Annotated in this window: 18 protein-coding genes and 1 pseudogene; 17 read left to right on the top strand and 2 right to left on the bottom strand. The window is 73.0% G+C overall.

From position 1 onward, the window contains the following. Positions 1–76: 76 nt before the first annotated feature. The 4 genes from ACY0MR_RS13940 (at position 77) to ACY0MR_RS13925 (ending at position 3,973) form a co-directional block, all read left to right on the top strand. Positions 77–1,144, top strand: a complete 1,068-nt coding sequence (locus ACY0MR_RS13940; RefSeq protein WP_388793066.1) for a sugar kinase — start codon at positions 77–79, stop codon at positions 1,142–1,144. Next, positions 1,141–1,902 carry an IclR family transcriptional regulator gene (locus ACY0MR_RS13935; RefSeq protein ID WP_473560952.1) on the top strand — a complete coding sequence of 254 codons (762 nt, stop codon included), beginning with the start codon at positions 1,141–1,143 and terminating at the stop codon, positions 1,900–1,902. The genes ACY0MR_RS13940 and ACY0MR_RS13935 overlap by 4 nt, the downstream gene beginning before the upstream one ends. Then, positions 1,899–2,333 carry a RidA family protein gene (locus ACY0MR_RS13930; protein WP_404079222.1) on the top strand — a complete coding sequence of 145 codons (435 nt, stop codon included), beginning with the start codon at positions 1,899–1,901 and terminating at the stop codon, positions 2,331–2,333. The genes ACY0MR_RS13935 and ACY0MR_RS13930 overlap by 4 nt, the downstream gene beginning before the upstream one ends. A gap of 197 nt (positions 2,334–2,530) precedes the next feature. After that, positions 2,531–3,973: a GntP family permease gene (locus tag ACY0MR_RS13925; protein WP_388793072.1), complete on the top strand. Its 1,443-nt coding sequence runs from the start codon at positions 2,531–2,533 to the stop codon at positions 3,971–3,973. 87 nt (positions 3,974–4,060) lie between these two features. Here the strand turns inward: ACY0MR_RS13925 and ACY0MR_RS13920 are convergent, their stop codons facing one another. Beyond that, positions 4,061–5,416 (bottom strand): M14 family metallopeptidase, encoded by a 1,356-nt coding sequence (locus ACY0MR_RS13920; RefSeq protein ID WP_404079219.1) that lies wholly within the window; start codon positions 5,414–5,416, stop codon positions 4,061–4,063. Positions 5,417–5,512: 96 nt separating this feature from the next. Here ACY0MR_RS13920 and ACY0MR_RS13915 point away from each other — a divergent pair, with 96 nt between their 5' ends. Beyond that, entirely contained in the window at positions 5,513–6,898 is a 1,386-nt protein-coding gene (locus tag ACY0MR_RS13915; RefSeq protein ID WP_473560948.1) for a serine/threonine-protein kinase, read from the top strand. Positions 6,899–6,994: 96 nt separating this feature from the next. Here ACY0MR_RS13915 and ACY0MR_RS13910 read toward each other — a convergent pair whose 3' ends face one another. Then, positions 6,995–8,716, bottom strand: a complete 1,722-nt coding sequence (locus tag ACY0MR_RS13910; protein WP_473560946.1) for a chitinase — start codon at positions 8,714–8,716, stop codon at positions 6,995–6,997. A gap of 481 nt (positions 8,717–9,197) precedes the next feature. On the opposite strand from ACY0MR_RS13910, the pseudogene ACY0MR_RS13905 reads away from it, so the two are divergent. From ACY0MR_RS13905 to ACY0MR_RS13850, 12 genes and pseudogenes are all read left to right on the top strand, one after another. Next, a pseudogene (locus ACY0MR_RS13905) lies at positions 9,198–10,106 on the top strand (hypothetical protein); the annotation flags it as partial. A 303-nt stretch (positions 10,107–10,409) separates the two neighbouring features. Beyond that, complete coding sequence (cpaB, locus tag ACY0MR_RS13900) at positions 10,410–11,117, top strand: Flp pilus assembly protein CpaB (protein ID WP_388793080.1); 708 nt, start codon at positions 10,410–10,412, stop codon at positions 11,115–11,117. Between the two features lie 7 nt (positions 11,118–11,124). Beyond that, complete coding sequence (locus ACY0MR_RS13895; protein WP_361861363.1) at positions 11,125–12,396, top strand: CpaE/TadZ family protein; 1,272 nt, start codon at positions 11,125–11,127, stop codon at positions 12,394–12,396. Positions 12,397–12,399: 3 nt separating this feature from the next. After that, a complete protein-coding gene (locus ACY0MR_RS13890) occupies positions 12,400–12,765 on the top strand; it encodes a TadE/TadG family type IV pilus assembly protein (RefSeq protein WP_361861366.1) in 366 nt (121 codons plus the stop codon). After that, the gene (locus tag ACY0MR_RS13885) at positions 12,762–13,307 is read left to right on the top strand and encodes a TadE/TadG family type IV pilus assembly protein (RefSeq protein ID WP_473560943.1); all 546 of its coding nucleotides are present in this window, start codon (positions 12,762–12,764) and stop codon (positions 13,305–13,307) included. Before ACY0MR_RS13890 ends, ACY0MR_RS13885 begins: the two co-directional genes overlap by 4 nt. Positions 13,308–13,323: 16 nt before the next feature. Beyond that, positions 13,324–14,670, top strand: coding sequence for a CpaF family protein (locus ACY0MR_RS13880; protein WP_361859589.1), 1,347 nt, complete (start codon positions 13,324–13,326; stop codon positions 14,668–14,670). 2 nt (positions 14,671–14,672) lie between these two features. Beyond that, positions 14,673–15,614 carry a type II secretion system F family protein gene (locus tag ACY0MR_RS13875; protein ID WP_473560941.1) on the top strand — a complete coding sequence of 314 codons (942 nt, stop codon included), beginning with the start codon at positions 14,673–14,675 and terminating at the stop codon, positions 15,612–15,614. A gap of 16 nt (positions 15,615–15,630) precedes the next feature. Continuing rightward, positions 15,631–16,518: a DUF5936 domain-containing protein gene (locus ACY0MR_RS13870; protein WP_473560939.1), complete on the top strand. Its 888-nt coding sequence runs from the start codon at positions 15,631–15,633 to the stop codon at positions 16,516–16,518. A 397-nt stretch (positions 16,519–16,915) separates the two neighbouring features. Continuing rightward, positions 16,916–17,101: a hypothetical protein gene (locus ACY0MR_RS13865; RefSeq protein WP_392041874.1), complete on the top strand. Its 186-nt coding sequence runs from the start codon at positions 16,916–16,918 to the stop codon at positions 17,099–17,101. Then, positions 17,098–17,772, top strand: a complete 675-nt coding sequence (locus tag ACY0MR_RS13860; protein WP_473561787.1) for a pilus assembly protein TadG-related protein — start codon at positions 17,098–17,100, stop codon at positions 17,770–17,772. The genes ACY0MR_RS13865 and ACY0MR_RS13860 overlap by 4 nt, the downstream gene beginning before the upstream one ends. Positions 17,773–17,786: 14 nt before the next feature. Continuing rightward, entirely contained in the window at positions 17,787–18,362 is a 576-nt protein-coding gene (locus ACY0MR_RS13855; RefSeq protein ID WP_403312255.1) for a hypothetical protein, read from the top strand. 9 nt (positions 18,363–18,371) lie between these two features. After that, on the top strand, positions 18,372–18,992 hold the full coding sequence (locus ACY0MR_RS13850) for an OmpA family protein (protein WP_473560936.1): 621 nt from the start codon (positions 18,372–18,374) through the stop codon (positions 18,990–18,992). The last annotated feature ends 8 nt before the right edge of the window (positions 18,993–19,000 follow it).

The following is a 19,000-nucleotide window of genomic DNA, read 5'->3' as shown; positions in this document are numbered from 1 at the left end:
GAAGCGTTGCGGAGAGTGCAACAGTCATTGCGTATGTCGCTCAATGCTGTCTAGCATCCGGGCCAAGGCCGGGTCAATGGACCCGCAGGACACGCAAGGGAGCGCCAGAGTGGCCGGAGAACCGCCCGTGGACGTCGTGTGCCTCGGCGAGTCCATGGTCACCTTCCTCCCCTCCCGACCGGGCCGCCTCGCCGACGTCCCGGCCTTCGAGCGCGCGATCGGCGGCGCCGAGTCCAACGTCGCCTGCGCCCTCGCCGCCGCCGGCCACCGCACCCGCTGGGTCGGCCGGGTCGGCCGGGACGGATTCGGCGACCACCTCGTCGAGACCATCGCCGCCCACGGCGTCGACGTCGGCGCCGTCCAGCGCGACCCGCGACGGCCCACCGGCGTCTACTTCCGCACCGCCGCCGACCGCGCCACCGACGCCCACGAGGTCGTCTACTACCGCGCCGGCTCGGCCGCCTCCGCGATGTCCCCCGCGACCGTGCCCTACGACACCGTCGCCGACGCCCGCGTCCTCCACCTCACCGGCATCACCGCCGCCCTCTCCGACGACTGCCTCGCCCTCATGCGCGCCCTCACCGCCCCCCGGCCCGGCCGCCCCCTCGTCTCCTTCGACGTCAACTGCCGCCCCGGGCTGTGGCGCGACGGCCCCGCCACCGCCGGCCCCGTCCTCCTCGAACTCGCCCGCCGGGCCGACCTCGTCTTCGTCGGCGCCGACGAGGCCGAACAGGCCTGGGGCCTCGGCGACCCCGCCGCGATCCGCGCCGCCCTCCCCGAACCCGCCGTCCTCGTCGTCAAGCACGGCGCCGACGGCGCCACCGTCCACGAACGCACCGGCCCCGGCACGGACACCGTCGTGCACGTACCCGCCCCCCGCGTCGACGTCGTCGCCGCCGTGGGCGCCGGAGACGCCTTCGCCGCGGGCTTCCTCTCCGCCACCCTCCGCGGACTCGACACCACCGCCCGCCTCCGGCACGGACACCTGCTCGCCGCCGCCGCCCTCACCGTCCCCGGCGACCTGGCCGCCCCGCCCCGCCGCGCCCACGCCGACCGCCTCGCCGCCCTCGCCCCGACCGCCTGGGGCACACTTCAGCTCGGCCCCGGCTGGACGGGGGACGACCAGGAGGGACGTACACCATGAGCCAGACCGTCGACCGGGCGCTCAGCATCCTGCCCCTGCTCGCGCAGGGCCCCGCCGACCTCGGACAGGTCGCCGACCGGCTCCATGTCCACAAGTCCACCGCCCTCCGGCTGCTGCGCACCCTGCACGAGCACGGCCTCGTCTACCGCCAGCAGGACCAGCGGTACCGGCTCGGCGCCCGCCTCTTCGCACTCGCGCAGGAGGCCGTCGAGAACCTCGACATCCGGGAGATCGCGCACCCCCACCTCGCCGCCCTGAACGAGCGCATCGGGCACACCGTCCACCTCGCCGTCTACGAGGAGGGCGAGGTCCTCTACATCGACAAGGTCGAGAGCCGCTACCCCGTCCGCATGTACTCGCGCATCGGCAAGCCCGTCGCGATCACCGTCGCGGCCGTCGCCAAACTGCTCCTCGCCGACCTGCCCGAACCCGAGCGCCGCACCCTCGCGGGCAAGCTCGAATACCCCCCGTACACGCCCCGTTCGACCCCGAACGCCGCCGCCTTCCTCAAGGAGCTGGCCACCGTGCGCGAACAGGGCTGGGCCACCGACCTCGGCGGCCACGAGGAGTCCATCAACTGCGTCGGCGCGCCCATCCGCGGCGCCGACGGCCGCGTCGTCGCCGCCATGTCCGTCTCGGCGCCCAACGTGGTGGTCACGGCCGAGGAACTCCTCTCCCTCCTCCCGCAGGTGCGCCGCACCGCGGACGCCATCAGCCGGGAGTTCTCCGGCACCTCCCCGAGCAAGGACAGCGCATGACCGACCAGAACCCCGCCCAGCCCGTCGAGAAGACCGCCCTCACCCCCGCCACCCACACCGCCCCGCCCGCGAAGTTCTCGCACGGCGTGAAGAAGGGCAACATCCTCCAGGTCGCCGGCCAGGTCGGCTTCCTGCCCGCCGTCGAGGGCCAGGCCCCCACGGTGGCCGGCCCCACCCTGCGCGAGCAGACCCTCCAGACCTTCGCCAACGTCAAGGCGATCCTGGAGGAGGGCGGCGCGGGCTGGGACGACGTGATGATGATGCGCGTCTACCTCACGGACGTGGACCACTTCGCCGAGATGAACGCGCTCTACAACCAGTACTTCGAGGAGCAGGGCCTCAAGGCCCCCGCCTCCGCCCGCACCACCGTCTACGTCGGGCTGCCCCCGGGCCTCCTCATCGAGATCGACGCCCTCGCCGTCCTCGGCTGAGCCGAGCACCCGGCACCCCGGGGGGTGCCCCGCCGACCGGACCGGGCGCACGACGCCCGGCCGGACGGCACCCCCCGCCCATCCGCCCGAACGGACCTGAACCGATTCACCCGCACCAGCCGCTCCACGGAACGGCGTTCGCCCCCGGAACGCCGTGCCGCGCTCCCCCCTGCCCGAAAGCGAGGCCTCCCCCCGTCATGAACCCCGCCACGCCCCCGCACACCGGTGGACTGCTCCTCCTCATACCCGGCACCGCCGGGCTGCTGACCGTCGCCGCCCTCGGCATCGCCGTCCTGCTCCTGCTGATCATCAAGGTCCGGCTCCAGCCCTTCGTCGCGCTGCTCGCCGTCTCCCTCGGCGTCGGCCTCGCCGCCGGCCTCTCCGTCACCGAACTCTTCGGCACCGTCCAGAAGTCCGCCGCCACCTCCGTCATCGAGAGCGGCATGGGCGGCATCCTCGGCCACGTCGCCATCATCATCGGCCTCGGCACCATGCTCGGCGCGATCCTGGAGGTCTCGGGCGGCGCCGAGGTGCTGAGCAGCCGCCTCCTCGGCCTCTTCGGAGAGCGGCGCGCCCCCCTCGCGATGGGCCTCACCGGCCTCATCTTCGGCATCCCGGTCTTCTTCGACGTCGGCATCTTCGTCCTCGCGCCGATCGTCTACGCCGCCGCCAAGCGCTCCGGCAAGTCGATCCTGCTGTACGCCATGCCGCTGCTCGCCGGCCTCTCCATGACCCACGCCTTCCTGCCGCCGCACCCCGGCCCGGTGGCCGCGGCCGGCCTGCTGCACGTCTCGCTCGGCTGGGTCCTCCTGATGGGCCTCCTGGTCGGCGTCCCCGCCGTGCTCGCCGCCTGGGCGTACGCCGGCTGGATCGGCCGCCGGCTCTTCGTCCCGGTCCCGCAGGACATGGTTGAGGCGGCCGACGAGGCCCGGGCCAAGGTCGCCGCCGAGCGGTCCGGCCACAGCGAGGCGCCGGTGGCGCTCTCCACCGTGCTCCTCATCATCGGCACGCCGCTGGCCCTCATCCTCGCCGCGACCTTCTCCTCGATCGTCCTGGACGAGTCCACCCTCCGCTCCGTCATCGAGTTCTTCGGCAGCCCCTTCGTCGCGCTGACGATCGCGCTCCTCCTCGCCTACTGGCTGCTCGGCATCCGGCGCGGCTGGTCCCGCACCTCCCTGGAGCAGGTGTCCACCTCCTCCCTCAAGCCGGTCGGCAACATCCTGCTCGTGGTCGGCGCGGGCGGGGTCTTCGGCGCGGTCCTCAAGGTGAGCGGCGTCGCCCAGGCCCTCTCCGACACCTTCCACGACGTCGGTCTGCCCGTCCTCGTGCTCGCCTATCTCATCTCCCTGGTGCTGCGCGTCGCCCAGGGCTCGGCGACGGTCGCCATCGTCACCACGGCCGGCATCGTGCTGCCCCTGGTGGAAGGCGGCGACCACTCGCAGGCCTTCCTGGCCCTCGTCATCATGGCGATCTCGGCCGGCTCGATCTTCGCCTCGCACGTCAACGACGGGGGCTTCTGGATCGTCTCCAAGTACTTCGGCATCTCCGAGCGGGACACCCTCAAGTCCTGGACGGTGCTGGAGTCGGTGCTCTCCCTGGCCGGCTTCGCGGCGGCCGCGGTGCTGAGCCTGTTCGTCTGAGCCTCCGCCCGCGCGGCGGGCCGGGACGCGGGGGAGCCCCGGCGGTGATCCGCCGGGGCTCCCTTCGGGCGCGGGACCGCGGGGCCGTCAGGCCGCGCAGTACTGGGCCTGCTTGCCGATCGACCGGTACATGCAGTCCGCGTTCTCCAGGAGCTGGAGGACGGCGTCGCGGTTGCGGCTCGTCTCGCGCTCGATGACCTCGTCGGGCGGGTAGAAGCCGCCGCCGCCGGAGGAGGACGGGTACATCTCGAAGGTGTACGCGAAGATCCGCTGCGCGCCCCACAGGTAGTCGTCGATCGAGCCGTCCGTGATGTACAGGTCGCTGGACTGCTCGGCCGTGTAGCCGTTGCTGGCCGCCATCTTGCCGCCGACCGCCGCGAAGGCGTTCCGGTCGTCGAGGGTCATGCCCGGGGCGGTGTTGGCCGTGGTCCAGCCGAAGGGCCAGAGGACCAGCTCGCTGTACGTGTGGAAGTCGATGGCCGCGGTGATCTGCTGCTTCCCGCCGACCACCCGGGAGCGGACGAAGTCGGCGACGACCTTGACCTCGGGGGCGGACTCGGGGGCGGCGCCGCGGTACGTCTCGGAGCTCTTGGAGCCGGAGGAGCCGCCGCAGCAGCCCCACTTGTAGTTCCAGTTCCGGTTCATGTCGGTGCCGATGTACGAGGAACCGGAGTTGGGCTGGCGGTTCTTGCGCCAGCTGCGGTAGGAGCCGCTCGCGATGTCGTACTCGCCGCCGTCCGGGTTGAGGTCCGGGACGATCCAGATCTCGCGGCCGTTCACGGCGTTGGTGATGCGGGAGTCGCTGCCGTACCCGGCGCCGAACTCGCGGAGGAGGTAGAGCGCCATCTCGACGGTGAGGTGCTCGCGGGCGTGCTGGTGGTGGGTGAAGAGGACCTCGGGCTCGGCCTCGTCGGTGCCGACGTTGTCGCTGATCTTGATGGCGACGATGTCCCGGCCCTGGTACGACTTCCCGATCACCTGCTTGCGCATGATCGAGGGGTACGCGGCGATCCGCTGGTCGATCTCCGCGTTCATCTCGGCGAAGTTGTGGTACCTCGCGTCGGCGGACGGGAAGTCCATCGGGGCGGCCGCCTTGCCGCCCTCGGCGGACCGGTCCGGCGGGCCGGGGAGCGCGATCGGCCGGTAGCCGAGCGCCTTGAGGCGCGCGAGCTGCTCGGTGTTGGCACTGACCACGACCGACCGGGCGTCGACCTCGTCGATCGAGACGCCGGTGGCGGTGAGCGCGCTGCGGGCGGCGGGGGTGGAGGGGCCGGCGACCTCGTACTGCCGGATCACCTCGTCGGCGCCGACGGCGAGCCGGGCGGCGGCCGACGAGGGGTCGGCCCCGGCGGGTGTCGTGAGGGCGGAGAAGGGCGCCGCGAGGGCGAGCGCCACGAGGGCCGCGAGGGTGGCGGACCTTCTGCCGCGGAGGGGACGTCGCATGCTGTCTCCTGGGTGGGGAGGGTGGGGGGTGCGACCAGCACGTGCGGTGGTGCGGTGTTGGGCCACATGGTGAGCCTGTGTCATGGACCGGTCAAGATGGGGAGTTCGGCCATACTGTCCCGCGTGGGGACCCTCATCGGTAGATACGTCATCGAGCACAAGCTAGGCGAAGGCGGCATGGGCACCGTCTATCTGGCCCGATCGCGCGGCGGGCGCGCCGTGGCCGTCAAGGTGGCCCGGCCGGAACTCGCCGCCGATCCCTCCTTCCGCGCCCGGTTCCGCGCCGAGGTCGCCGCCGCCCGCCGGGTCGGCGGATTCCACACCGCCCAGGTCGTCGACGCCGACCCCGACGCCGAGGCGCCCTGGCTCGCCACCGCCTACATCCCCGGACCCACCCTCGCCGCGCTCGTCACCGCGGACGGCCCGATGGACGAGCCGCGGCTGCGCTCGCTCGGCGCCGCCCTCGCCGAGGCCCTGGAGGCCATCCACGCCTGCGGTCTCGTCCACCGCGACCTGAAGCCCGGCAACATCGTCATGGCCCCCGACGGGCCCCGTGTCCTCGACTTCGGCATCGCCCGCGCGCTGGAGTCGACCCGGCTCACCGCCACCGGCTCCGCCTTCGGCACCCCCGGCTACCTCGCCCCCGAACAGGCCCTCGGCGAGGCGGTCACCGGCGCGGCGGACGTCTTCGCGCTGGGCGCGGTGCTGGTCGCCGCGGCGGGCGGCCGCCCCTTCGGGGAGGGCACCCCGATGGGCCTGATGTACCGCGCGGTCCACGAGGAGGCCGACCTCGCCGCCGTACCGGGGCCGCTGCGGGACCTGGTGGGCCGCTGCCTCGCGAAGGACCCGGCCGGACGGCCGACGCCCGAGGAGATCCTGGACGCGCTGGGGGAGGGGGCCCCGGGGCCCGGGGCGCCGCCGCCGACGGTCCTCGACGCGCCCGCCACACCGCCCCGCCCGGTCCCGCCGGGCTTCGGGCCGCCGCAGGACTCGATCCCGCCCGGATACGGAGCCCCGCAGGACGCGATCCCCTCGCCGTATCCGCCGCCGCGGGACGCGATCCCGCCGTCCTCCGCACCCGTTCCCGCGCCGACCGCGGCGCCGTCGCCGTACGCCCCGACCCGGCTCGACGCGGCCCCGCCGGGGTTCGGGCCGCCGGCCCCCGGCCCGGGCTTCCCGCCGCCGCCCGCCGCGCCGCCGCGGCCCGCGCCGGACTTCGTCGCCGCCGACCGGGTCTCCGGGATCGTCGTGGACGGATCGGGGGTCTGCCTCCAGCTCCTCGACGACGAGGCCGAGTTCACCTGGTCCGAGATCGGAGCCGTACGGTACGAGCGGACCCGGCGCGGCCGCGGCCTGCGGGTCACCGTCGACCTCTACGACGGCACCGGCTACCCGTGCGAGATCGACGGGCGCCGGGCGGCCCGGGTCGAGGAGTGGGCCACCGCACTCGACCGGGCGCTCGCGCGGTACCTGCCCGGCTGAGTCCCGCGCCGCCCGCCGCCCGCGCGGGTCGCCCGGCGACGAGCGCGGCGCCGCCGGAGGACCGGCGGCGCCGCGGGTGGTGCGGGGAGTCGTGCGTTACGGCAGGTTGTGGACGTGCGGGCCCACCGCGTTCGACCAGGCGTTGCCGGCCGTCGCGTCCCAGTTGGTCGACCAGGTCATGGCGCCGCGGAGCGTCGGCCAGGCCTGGGCCGGCTTGAAGGTGCCGCAGCCGGTGAGCTTCGTCAGGCAGTCGAGCGCGTTCTTCACGATCTGCGGGTCGACGTAGCCGCTGCCCGCGCCCCGGGTGGAGGCGGGGACGCCCAGGCCGACCTGCGACGGGGCCAGGCCGCCCTGGATCTGGATGCAGGCGAGCGCGGTGAGGAAGTCCACCGAGCCCTGGCTGTAGACCCTGCCGTCGCAGCCGAGCATCGAACCGCTGTTGTAGTACTGCATGTTGACGACGGTGAGGATGTCCTTCACCGCGAGCGCGGTCTTGAAGTACTCCGTGCCCGTGTTCTGCATGTCGATCGTCTGCGGGGCCATCGTCAGGACCATCGACGAACCGGCCTTGGCGGACAGCTGGCGCAGCGCCTTGGTCAGGTAGGTCGAGTTGATGCCGTGCTCGAGGTCGATGTCGACGCCGTTGAAGCCGTACTCCTGCATGAGGGCGTACGCGCTGTTCGCGAAGGCGGTCGCGGAGGCGTCACTGTTGATCGTGACGTTCCCCTTCTCGCCGCCGACCGAGATGACGACGGACTTGCCGGCGGCCTTCTTCGCGGCGACGTCCGCCTTGAAGTCGGCGACCGAGGCGTAGCCGACGGCCGGGTCGAGGTTGAAGACGATCTGGCCCGGCGTGGCCGTCGAGTCGGCGAACGACACGGCGATGATGTCGTACTGCGACTGCACGTCCCGCAGCTTCTGGACCGTCGCGCCGTTGTTGAAGTTCTGCCAGTAGCCGGTCAGCGCGTGCTTGGGCACCGCCGGGCCGGGGCCCGGGTCGGTGACCTTCGCGGTCCTGGCCGAGACGGCGCCGGACTTCGCGGACTCGCCCGCCGCGTTCGTCGCGGCGACCTGGAACTGGTACGCCGTGTCGGCCGTCAGTCCGGTGATCGTGGCCGAGGTGCCGCTCACCGTCTGCGGGTTGCCGCCGTCCCGGTAGACCTTGTAGCCGGTGGCACCGGAGACCGCGCCCCAGCTCAGGTCGACCGAGGAGGAGGTGACGGAGCCCGCGGCGAGACCGGCCGGGGTGGACGGGACCACCGGGTCGGGGTCCTGGCCGCCGCCCCCGTCGGGACCGAAGACGCTGACGTCGTCGACGGAGTACGGGGAGGTCCCGTACCAGCCGTGGGTGTAGATCTCGACCGAGGTGGTGCTCGCCCCGGTGGTGAACGTGGTGGTGAGCTGCTTCCAGGAGGGGCTGTCGGGCGTCCAGGTGGAGACGCTGCCGGAGCCGGTGCCGGTGTTGCTCGCGCCGAGGTAGGCGTAGCCGCCCTGGACCCAGGCGCTCAGCGTGTAGGTCGAGTTGGGCTTCACGGCCACGGTCTGCACGCACTTGGCGTTGTCCAGGCCGGCCGGGGTCGCCCGGAGCGCGCCGGCGCCGGTGCGGACCGGGGAGGAGACGGCTGCGCCGCTCCCGGCGGAACAGGACCAGTTGGCGAGGCCGTTCTCGAAGCCGGCGTTCTTGGCGACGTTGACGTCGGCCGCCTGCGCGGTGCCGGCTCCGCCGACGAGGACGAGCCCGGAGCCGACGGCGAGCGCGAGCGCTCCGCCGAGCCAGCGGCGTCCGTGCGGGCGGGTGGTGGTGCGGTCCACGTGCATCCTCCGGTGGGAGTTGGGGAGGTGGGGGAGGTGGAGGTGCCGTACGTCGTCGTACGGAGGGGCTCGTACGGGGGTACGAGGCCGTGCCGGGGCGTGCCGGTACGGGTGGTGCGGGCCGTGCGGGGGTACGGGCGGTGATGCGGGGTACGGGAGGTACGGAGCAGTACGGACGTACGGGCAGTGCGGGGAGTGCGACGGTGGCCACCGCTGTGGGGACAAGTTGGTCCAGACCAATCGCGTTGTCAAGACCTCTGGCAGCAAGCCCTGTTGGGAGCGGGTGGCGACGGCCCGGCACGGGACGGCAGGTCCCGGCCCCCGCGTCCCCCGAGAAAGCCGGACGGCTTGGCGGATTGTGTGTTCACCACCCCGGGCCGCGCGGATAAGGTGCAGAGGCGGCGGCACCCTGCGGTGACGCCGTGAACGCGGTAAGTGATCCGCGGCCCCCGGGACACCGGAGGCCGGAGGGGACGGGGGGTCCGGCGTGCCGACAGCGATCGCGGTCACCAGTGCCGATCTGGCACTGCCGCCGACCGACCCCGGGACCCCGCACGCCACCGTCCTGCCGGCCCCCGACACCCAGTCGCTCGACGCCTCGATCGCCGACATGCAGCAGCTGATCGCCCGGTACGGGCACGTGGTCGTCGTCTGCCCCACCTCGGCCCCACCCGCCGTCGAGCAGCGGCTGCGCGCCGTCCGCTCCCTGCTGGAGAGCGACCGGATCGCCCTGGTCAGGACCGACCTGCCGCCCCTGGGCGCGGCCGTCCTCGTCCGCCAGCTGCGCCAGCTGGCCGGCTGCGAGTTCAGCCCCGGAGTCCTCGCCTCCGCCGCCCGCCTGCTCGCCCACTACATCTACGCCGGCGCCGTCCTCGGCTCCGTCTCCCGGCTCGACCGCGTCCCCGTCAGCCTCGGCTCCCACCTCAAGGGCTGGCTCCCCGGCGCCCACTTCGCCGTCCTCGCCGGGCCCACCGCCCGGATCACCCGCGTCGGCGGCGCCGGCGAGACCGCCCTCCCCGGACCGGAGTTCGGCACCGAACTCCTCCTCGCCCGCGGCCAGCTGCAGACCGACTGGCCCGCCACCACCCTCGTGCCCGGCTGGCGGATCCAGGGCGCCGTCCAGGAGACCCCGCTGCCGGAGGCCTCACCCCGCTGGTGGGGCACGGGCAAGCTGGTCGAGTTCGCCGCGTACCTGCCCGACCTGTCCGTCCTCTACCAACTGGTCTCCTCCGTACGGCGCGAGACCTGCCACTGGTGCGCGATGGAGCTCATCGGCGACCGCTGCGGCTTCTGCGGTGCACCCCTCCACACGGCGGCGGCGCCGGAGGCCGGAGGGCGCGCCCTGGACGCCCCGGACGGGAACCGGCACGAGGGCGGCACCCGCGCGCTCGGGCCCGGATCCGCACAGGCCGCCTCCCCGGACCGGCGGACCGGCGCCCACGCCGTCGAGGCCGCCGGGGCGAACCCGCCGGACCGGCAGGGCGCGCGGCCGGACCCGCACCCGGGGCGGCAGCCCGCGCCGGACCCGGCCCCGCACCCCACCGCGTACACCGAGCTCACCCCCGTGAACGTGCAGGTGAACCCCCACCGTGCCCTGCCGTGAGCAGGGCCTCGCGCCGCCCGGCGCCCCCGTCGCCCGCCCCCGACCGTCCGCTCCCGTCCGCCCCGGACCCACGTCTCCGATCGAGGTAGTACGGCCATGAACTCCCGCCAGCGCCGCGGCGTCATCCTGCTGCTGCTGTCCGTCCTGTGCGCGATCGGCGCCTTCGCCGGTGTCCTCGCCGTCATCAGCGACGTGAACTCCAAGGTCGGCCCGGAGACCACCGCGTACCGGATCAAGGACGACGTGGCCCCGTACGCCCCTCTGAAGGCGGACCAGTTCGAGAAGATCTCCATGCCGGAGCGCTGGCTCTCGGAGACCGCCGTCACCGACCTCCGCGCGATCAAGGGCAAGATCGCCGTCACCCAGCTCAAGGCCGGCTCCCTCCTCCAGTCCGACATGATCGTCGAACAGCCCGAACTCCGGCCGGGCCAGCAAGAGATCGCGATCATGATCGACGCCGCCACCGGAGTCGCCGGGAAGATCACCGCGGGCGCCACCGTCAACATCTACGCCACCTTCGCCGGCGACCAGAAGGGCGAGCCCTCCCAGTCCCGGATGATCGTCGCCGGCGCCCGCGTCCTCGACGTCGGCAAGCTCACCCCGATCAGGGACCGGTCCCAGGGCTCCGCGCGCGCCAACGAGGCCGTGCCGATCTCCTTCGCCCTCTCCACCCTCGACGCCCAGCGCGTCGCGTACGCCGAGTCCTTCGCCGAGCACGTACGCCTCGCCCTGGTCGCCCCCTCCACCGGCGGCGCCCCCGCCGACCAGCGCGACCGCACCTACACGCTCGAAAAGGACAAGTGAGGCCGGTATGACCACCAGGATCCTGCCGGCCGTAGGCGACCCCGACGCGGCCCGGTCCGTCACCACCCTCATCGGCCAGCTCCCCGACGCCGAACCCGCCCTCCCCGTCACGGACTCCACCCAGCTCGTCGACACCCTCGCCCGGCTCGCCGCCGCCTCCCTCGACGAACTCCCCGAGGTCGTCCTGGTCCACGAGCGGATCGGACCCGTCCCCGCGCTCGAACTCGTCCGCGAGGTCGCCCTCCGCTTCCCCGCGGTCGGCGTCGTCCTCATCACCGCCGACGCCAGCCCCGTCCTCTTCTCCGCCGCCATGGACTCCGGCGCGCGGGGCCTGGTCACCCTGCCCCTCGGATACGAGGAACTCGCCAGCCGCGTCCAGGCCGCCGCCCAGTGGTCCGTCGGCGTCCGCCGCCACCTCGGCGCCGGAGCGGAGCAGATCACCGGCCCCGGCGGCACCGTCGTCACCGTCAGCGGCGCCAAGGGCGGGGTCGGCACCACCGTCACCGCCGTCCACCTCGCCCTCGCGGCCCGCGCCTCCGGGCGCTCCGTCGCACTCGTCGACATGGACCTGCAGAGCGGCGACGTCGCCTCCTACCTCGACGTCCAGTTCCGGCGGTCCGTCGCCGACCTGGCCGCCATCAACGACATCTCCCCCCGGGTCCTCCAGGACGCCGTCTTCGTCCACGAGACCGGCCTCTCCCTGCTCCTCGCCCCCGCCGAGGGCGAGCGCGGAGAAGAGGTCACCGACCGCGCCGCCCGCCAGATCGTCAGCGCCCTCCGCGGCCGCCACGAGGTCGTCGTCGTCGACTGCGGCTCCCGGCTCGACAGCGCCAACGCCGCCGCGATCGAGATGGCCGACACCGCCGTCCTCGTCGCCACCCCGGACGTCGTCGCCGTACGGGCCGCCAAGCGGACCGTCCGCATGTGGGAACGGCTGCAGGTCCGCAAGGCCGAGGAGACCGTGACCCTGGTCAACCGCCACCACCGCTCCACCGAGATCCAGCCGCCCCTCGTCCAGAAGATCACCGGCACCCGGGTCGCCGGCGTCGCCGTCCCCGCCCACTTCAAGGAACTCCAGGCGGTCGTCGACGCGGGCCGGCTCCACGAACTCGACGCCAAGTCGACCGTCAAGCAGGCGCTGTGGACCCTCGCGGGCGAACTGGGCCTGGTCCAGGCGCCGGCCGCGGCCGCGCCGGGGGCCGGACAGCCCGGCAAGCAGCTCGCCCGGGCGGGCGACCGCGGCTCGCTCGGCCTGCGGCGCCGCACCGGAGGACGCTGAACCATGCGCACCCACCGGGACGACAGGGGGCAGGTGGCGGTCGAGTTCCTCGGCATGGTGCCGCTGATCCTGCTCACCCTCGCCCTGCTCTGGCAGGTCGTCCTGGTCGGCTACACCTTCACCCTCGCGGGGAACGCGGCCGACGAGGCGGCCCGCGCGTGCGCCGTCGGCGACGACGGGGAGGCGGCCGCCCGCCGCCACATCGACGGCGCGTGGAGCGTCCACGGCGGCGGCTGCGGCGGGGTGAGCGGCGGCATGGTCCGGGTCGAGGTCTCCGTCGAGGTCCCCGTCCTCGTCCCCGGCCTGGGCGGCTTCTTCCCGGTGACGGGCGAGGCGGGGGCCGTGTACGAGGAGGACCTGGGGCGATGAGCGGGGGCGGGTGCGGGCGCGTCGAAGCGGCGATGGCCGGGCGGAAGGGTCGGCGTGCGGGCGGTGCGGCGGCGCCGCGTACGGGTGGGGCTGGGGGCGGTGCGCGGGCTCGGCGTACGGGCGGGGCTCAGGGCGGTGCGCGGGCTCGGCGCACGTGCGGTGCGGCGGCCGGGCGTAAGGGTCTGCGCGACCGGGGGCAGGCCGCCCTCGAATACCTCGGCTTCCTGCCCATCCTGCTGATCGTCGGCCTCGCCGGACTCCAGCTCGGCATCGCCGCGTACGCCGCCCAGCAGGCGGGCACCGCGGCACGCGCGGCCGCGCGGGCGGTGAGCAGCGACGCGGAGGACGGGCCGGACGCCCAGGCCGCCGCCGACGCCGCCGCGAGCAGTTGGGTCCGCCCTCGCGCCTCCGTGGGCGGTGCGGGCGGCGAGGTCACCGTGACCGTCACCGTCACCATCCCCTCCGTCATGCCCTTCGTGGAGAACTTCGGCGACGTGACGAAGAGCGCCACCATGCCCCTGTCCGACGAGGAGGACGAGTGAGAAGGGAGGACGAATCATGAGCCTGCGCGCCCGGATCAACGCCCCCGAGGACCACGGCGGCGGCGCGGCCGCCAGGGAGGACGGCCACCTGGTCGCCGCCTTCCGCGCCAAGCTCCTGGAGGAGATCGACCTCACGGAGATGTCCGCGCTCGCGGCGGCCGAGCGCCGCGCCCGCCTCGAACGCGTCCTCGGCCACATCATCAGCCGCGAGGGCCCCGTGCTCTCCACCGCCGAGCGGTCCCAGCTGATCCGCCGCGTCGTCGACGAGGCCCTCGGCCTCGGCGTGCTCGAACCGCTCCTCGAAGACGCCTCGATCACCGAGATCATGGTCAACGGCCCCGACCAGATCTTCATCGAGCGGGCCGGCCGCGTCGAACTGCTGCCGCTCCGCTTCGCCTCGCACGACCAGCTGATGCAGACCATCGAGCGGATCGTGTCGACCGTGAACCGCCGCGTGGACGAGTCGAACCCGATGGTCGACGCCCGGCTCCCGTCCGGCGAGCGCGTCAACGTCATCATCCCGCCGCTCTCGCTCACCGGCGCCACCCTCACCATCCGCCGCTTCCCCCGGGCGTACACGCTCCACGAGATGATCGGCCTCGGCTCCCTCGACGAGCAGATGCTGCTCCTGCTGTCAGGACTGGTTCAGGCCAAGTTCAACCTGATCGTCTCGGGCGCCACCGGCACCGGGAAGACCACCCTCCTCAACGCCCTCTCCGGCCTCGTGCCCGACGGCGAGCGCATCATCACCATCGAGGACTCGGCCGAACTCCAGCTCCAGCAGTCCCATGTGATCCGGCTGGAGGCCCGCCCGCCGAACATCGAGGGCCGCGGCGCCGTCTCCATCCGCGACCTCGTCCGCAACTCCCTCCGCATGCGACCCGACCGGATCATCGTCGGAGAGGTCCGCGGCGGCGAGACCCTCGACATGCTCCAGGCGATGTCCACCGGCCACGACGGCTCCCTCGCCACCGTCCACGCCAACTCGGCCGAGGACGCCCTGATGCGGCTCCAGACCCTCGCGTCGATGTCGGAGGTCAAGGTCCCGTTCGAGGCCCTGCGCGACCAGATCAACAGCGCCGTCGACGTCCTCGTCCAGCTCACCCGGCACCCCGACGGCACCCGCAGGATCACCGAGATATCCGTCCTCGCCTCCCACGGGCGGGAGCGGTTCCTGCTCGCCACGGTGTGCCGCTTCCAGGCGCAGCCGGTGGCGGCCGACGGCCGGGTGTACGGGCAGTTCACGTACCACCCGCTGCCGAGGCGGGTCGCGGAACGGCTCTACCTGGCGGGCCAGCCCATCCCGCAGGCCTTCGGCGTGGCCGTGACGGACGCCCACCTGACCACCCGCGAGGCGAAGTGACGATGACCGACCCCTTCTGGCTGACCACGGGCGTGACCCTGCTCGCCTGCGTGCTGGGCATCGTCGGCGTCCAGCTCTACGCGAGCGGGGCCTGCCGCCACGCGGCGCTGGTCGCCCGGCTCGACGAGTCCGGCGCACCCGAGGCCGGCGGCCGCCGCAGGCGCCGCTTCCAGGGCGTCGACCGGCGCGTGCGCCGGACGGCCCTCGGCCGGCGACTGGAGCTGAGGATCGCGGCCACCGGCCTCGACATCACCCCCGGCGAGTTCACCGTGGCGCTCACCGCCACCGTCGCCGTCCTGTGGGTCGTCGGCCAGGCCGCCCTGTCGCCGTTCTTCGGTCCGATCTGCGGACTCCTGGGCATCTGGGTCGCCATGGGCTACCTCGGCTGGCAGCGGCAGAAGCGCATCGAGCGGTTCATCAACCAGCTGCCGGAGCTCTCCCGCATCCTGGCGAACGCCACCCAGGCCGGACTCGCGCTCCGGATGGCCCTCAGCCTGGCCGCCGACGAGATGGAGGCGCCGGCCGGGGACGAACTGGAGAAGGTCGCCCAGCAGCTCGCCGTCGGCAGCTCGCTCGACGACGCCCTGGGCGAACTCGCCGAACGCCTCCCGTCCCGGGAACTCGTCGTCCTCGTCACCACCCTCGTCCTCGCCAACCGGGCCGGCGGCACCGTCGTCTCCTCCCTGCGGAACCTCACCGAGACCCTGGAGGAGCGCAAGGAGACCCGGCGCGAGGTCCGCACCCAGCTCTCCCAGGTGAGCATGACCGCGTACTCCGTCCCCGTCATCGGCGTCGGTTCGCTCCTGCTCATCGACAACATGCAGCCCGGGGCGCTGGACCGGATGACCGGCTCGGGGCTCGGCCAGTTCGCCGTCGTCGCCGCGTTCGCGCTGTACGTCGTGGGCTTCATCGCCATCCGCCGCTTCTCGAAGATCGACGTGTAGGGACGGGACCGCCACCGTGGAAATCCTCCTCGCCCTCCTCGCCGGCCTCGCCGTCGCCGGCGTCTTCTACGGCGTCCGCCTCTACCGCGCGGACGCCAAGCTGCCCGACGACCTCCGCCTCGCCCTGGAGGTGGGAGCGACCCGCACCGGGGCCGTCGACTCGGCCGTCGACCGCCTGGGCATGCGCTGGTCGCCGGCGGTGCTGCGGCTCATGGGCCCCAAGCGCGTCGGCGCCGTCCGGCGCCGCATCGACCTCGCAGGGAACCCCGGCGGCCTGACGATCGACCGGTACGGGGCGCGGCGGGCCGTCTACGGCTTCCTGGGCGGCCTCGGCGGGCTGCTGATGCTCAGCAGGGGCTCCTTCCTGGTCGCCGTCCTGCTCTTCGCCTTCGGGGCGTTCTGGACGGAGGTCGGCATCTGGTCGGCGGTCCGCATCCGCAAGGACCAGATCGAACGCACCCTGCCCGACTTCCTGGACGTGCTGGCCGTCGTGGTCTCGGCCGGGCTGGGCTTCCGCCAGGCCCTCGAACGGGTCGCGGAGAAGTACGAGGGTCCGTGGGCCGACGAACTCCGCATCACGCTCCGGCAGATGGACATGGGCGTCAGCCGCCGGCAGGCCTTCGACGAACTGCGCCGCCGGAACGACTCCGAGCAGGTCGCGCAGTTCGTGACCGCGCTGCAGCAGGGCGAGGAGCTGGGCGCGCCGATCGTGGAGACGCTCATACAGATCGCCAACGACATGCGGCGCACGGACGCGCAGAACGCGCGCAGGAAGGCGGCGAAGGCGGTCCCGAAGGCGACGATGGTCATCACGACGCTGATGGTCCCGGCGACGATGATCCTGCTGGGCGCGGGCCTCTTCCTGGGCACGGGAACGGACTTCGGGTCGGTGACGGGGGAGTGAGGCCGGGGCGGGAAGTCGGCCGCAGTGTGAGACAACCCCTTCGCTGATGCAACGGAATGTGGAACAGTGGGGACGGAGTGTGAGGGGGGTGGAGATGGCGACCGTGAAGACCCGTGGAAGCGGGGCGACTTGTGCGATCACGAAGGCGCCGGTCAGGGACGGGGGCGATCCGTCCGGCCGCACCGGCCGAATCTTCGCCGAACTCCGCACCCGCACCCGTCCCGAGGCCATAGCCTCATGGCTGGGCTCCAGGCCCACCCGATGACCAGGGCCCACAGAGAGGCCCACGGGCCCAGTGCGCCGACCGAGGGGTCGGCGTACCGTGGCGGTGCGCAGGCGTCTGAACGCGGAGGGGACCACGATGAACGACGCGATGCTGAAGGCCCTGACCAAGGCCATGCTCGAACTGACGACCCGAACGAACCCCGAACACCGGGACCGGGACCGCGGGCAGACGGCGGTCGAGTATCTGGGGATCATCGTGGTGGTGGTGGCGATCGTGGTGGCGATCACCGGCACGGACATCGGGCAGTCGATCAAGGACGCCATCGCCACGAAGATCAGCGAACTGACCGGCGGCTGACGGGCTCGTGTCGCCGGCGGGGTGACGCGGGGCAGGCGTTCCCGGTCTACATCGCCGCCGTCGGGGGTCTGCTGTTCCTCGCGTTCGTCTACTTCGTGGTCGGGCAGGCCGCGGCCACGCGTAACGGCGCCCAGACCGCGGCCGACGCCGCGGCGCTGGCCGCGGCGGAGGACGCCCGGGACCAACTGCGCCGGGGGTGGATCGAGGTGATCCTCGACCCTGAGGCGTGGGACGCCTTCGTCCGCGGGGAGGCGTACGACCCCTCCTCCGCGTGCCAGCAGGCGGCATCGTTCGCGGCCAAGAACGGCGCGGCGCTGTCGGGGGACGGCTGTGTCCCTCTGTCGGATCCTCAGGGCTTCAGCGCCACCGTGGAGTCCCGGGAGACCGTGGGTCTCCCGGGGGCCAAGGCGCAGCACGCCGTCGCGTCGGCGACGGCTCTGATCGAGCCGCAATGCTCTTTCACGGCAGAGAAGCCCGAGCCGGAGGAAACGGAGCCGGCGCCCGATCCCTCGGAACCCGGGGAGGAGCCGGAGCCGGAACCCGAGCCGGAACCGGAACCGATCACCGGGCTCACCTGCGGTGAGACGGACTGGACGATCGACCCCGACGACCCGGTACTTCCCAGTGCCGCAGAACTCTTCACGGTCCGACTGGCCGGCGACGACGAGTAAAGGAAGCGCGCTTCATGAATGTTCGGTACGCACGAACGGGGCTGGCCGCCCTCGCCGTCGCATCGGTGGCTCTCCTTGCGGTCGGCTGCGGGGCCGAGGACAAGCCGCTGGCCAACAAGCCGGCCGCGACCGCCACTCCGTCTCCGTCGACGACCCGGGCAGGGTCGGAGCAGCCCAGCGCCGAGACGCCGACGGAGGTTCTGGCCACCCTCAAGGGTCAGAAGGGGCTTGAGCTGGCCATCAACCTGGCGGAGCGTGACGCCGGAGGATTCCTCACGGTCAAGGGACAGCTGAAGAACACCTCGGACACGGGAACCATCGTTCCGTCCCGTCTCAGCGGTGACGAGACGGAGGTCGTGAAGCACGGCAACTCCCTCGGGGGAGCCACCCTGGTCGATGCGGTGGGGAAGAAGCGGTACTACGTGCTGAGGGACACCGACGGCCGCCCGTTGACCACATCAGGGCTCTCCAACATCGGCGCCGGACAGGGGATTCCGGTGTTCCTGCAATTCCCCGCACCCCCGGCCGGCACCGCAGCGGTCTCCTTCCAACTCCCCACCTTCGAACCCGCCACCCTCAAACTCTCCTGAGGCGACGCCATGACGACGACATCCCGCCGCCTCGCCGCGCTTCTGGTCGCCTCCGTCGCGCTGGGGCCCCTCCTCGTGCCCGTCGCGTACGCCGACGATCCGCCCGGGGCCGCCGCCAGTGCCTCGCCGCCGCCGGCCATCGATCCGAACGCCCCGGGGCTGATGCTTCCCGACGGGGCCACCCTCGCCGCCGCCAAGGTGCTCGACATCAAGCAGATCGTCGAGGACGAGGGCGGTGAGCAGCGGCGCCAGGACACCAACGTGGACGTGACGTTCGCGCTGCAGGCCGAGGTCCTGTTCCCCAAGAACAGCGCCAAGCTCGGCGCCGCCGCCAACGCCCGTATCGCCGCGATCGCCGCCGAGATCAACAGACTCGGGTCCGGCCGCGTCCGCGTCTTCGGGTTCACCGACAACCTCGGGACGTACGAGCACGGGCTCAAGCTGTCGAAGGAGCGGGCCGTCGCCGTGCAGCAGGTGCTGGCGCGGAGCCTCGACCCGGGCACGACCTTCGACATCCGGGGCTACAGCGAGGACTACCCGATCGCCGACAACGGCTCCGAGGAGGGCCGCAAGAAGAACCGCCGCGTCGAGATCTCCTTCCCCCGCACCAGCCCGCCCGCCGCCCCCTGACGTCCTCG

The sequence above is a fragment of the Streptomyces sp. JN8 genome (assembly GCF_055808075.1).
The sequence above is the reverse complement of the archived record's forward strand: the minus strand, read 5'-3'. Positions and strand labels throughout refer to the sequence as shown.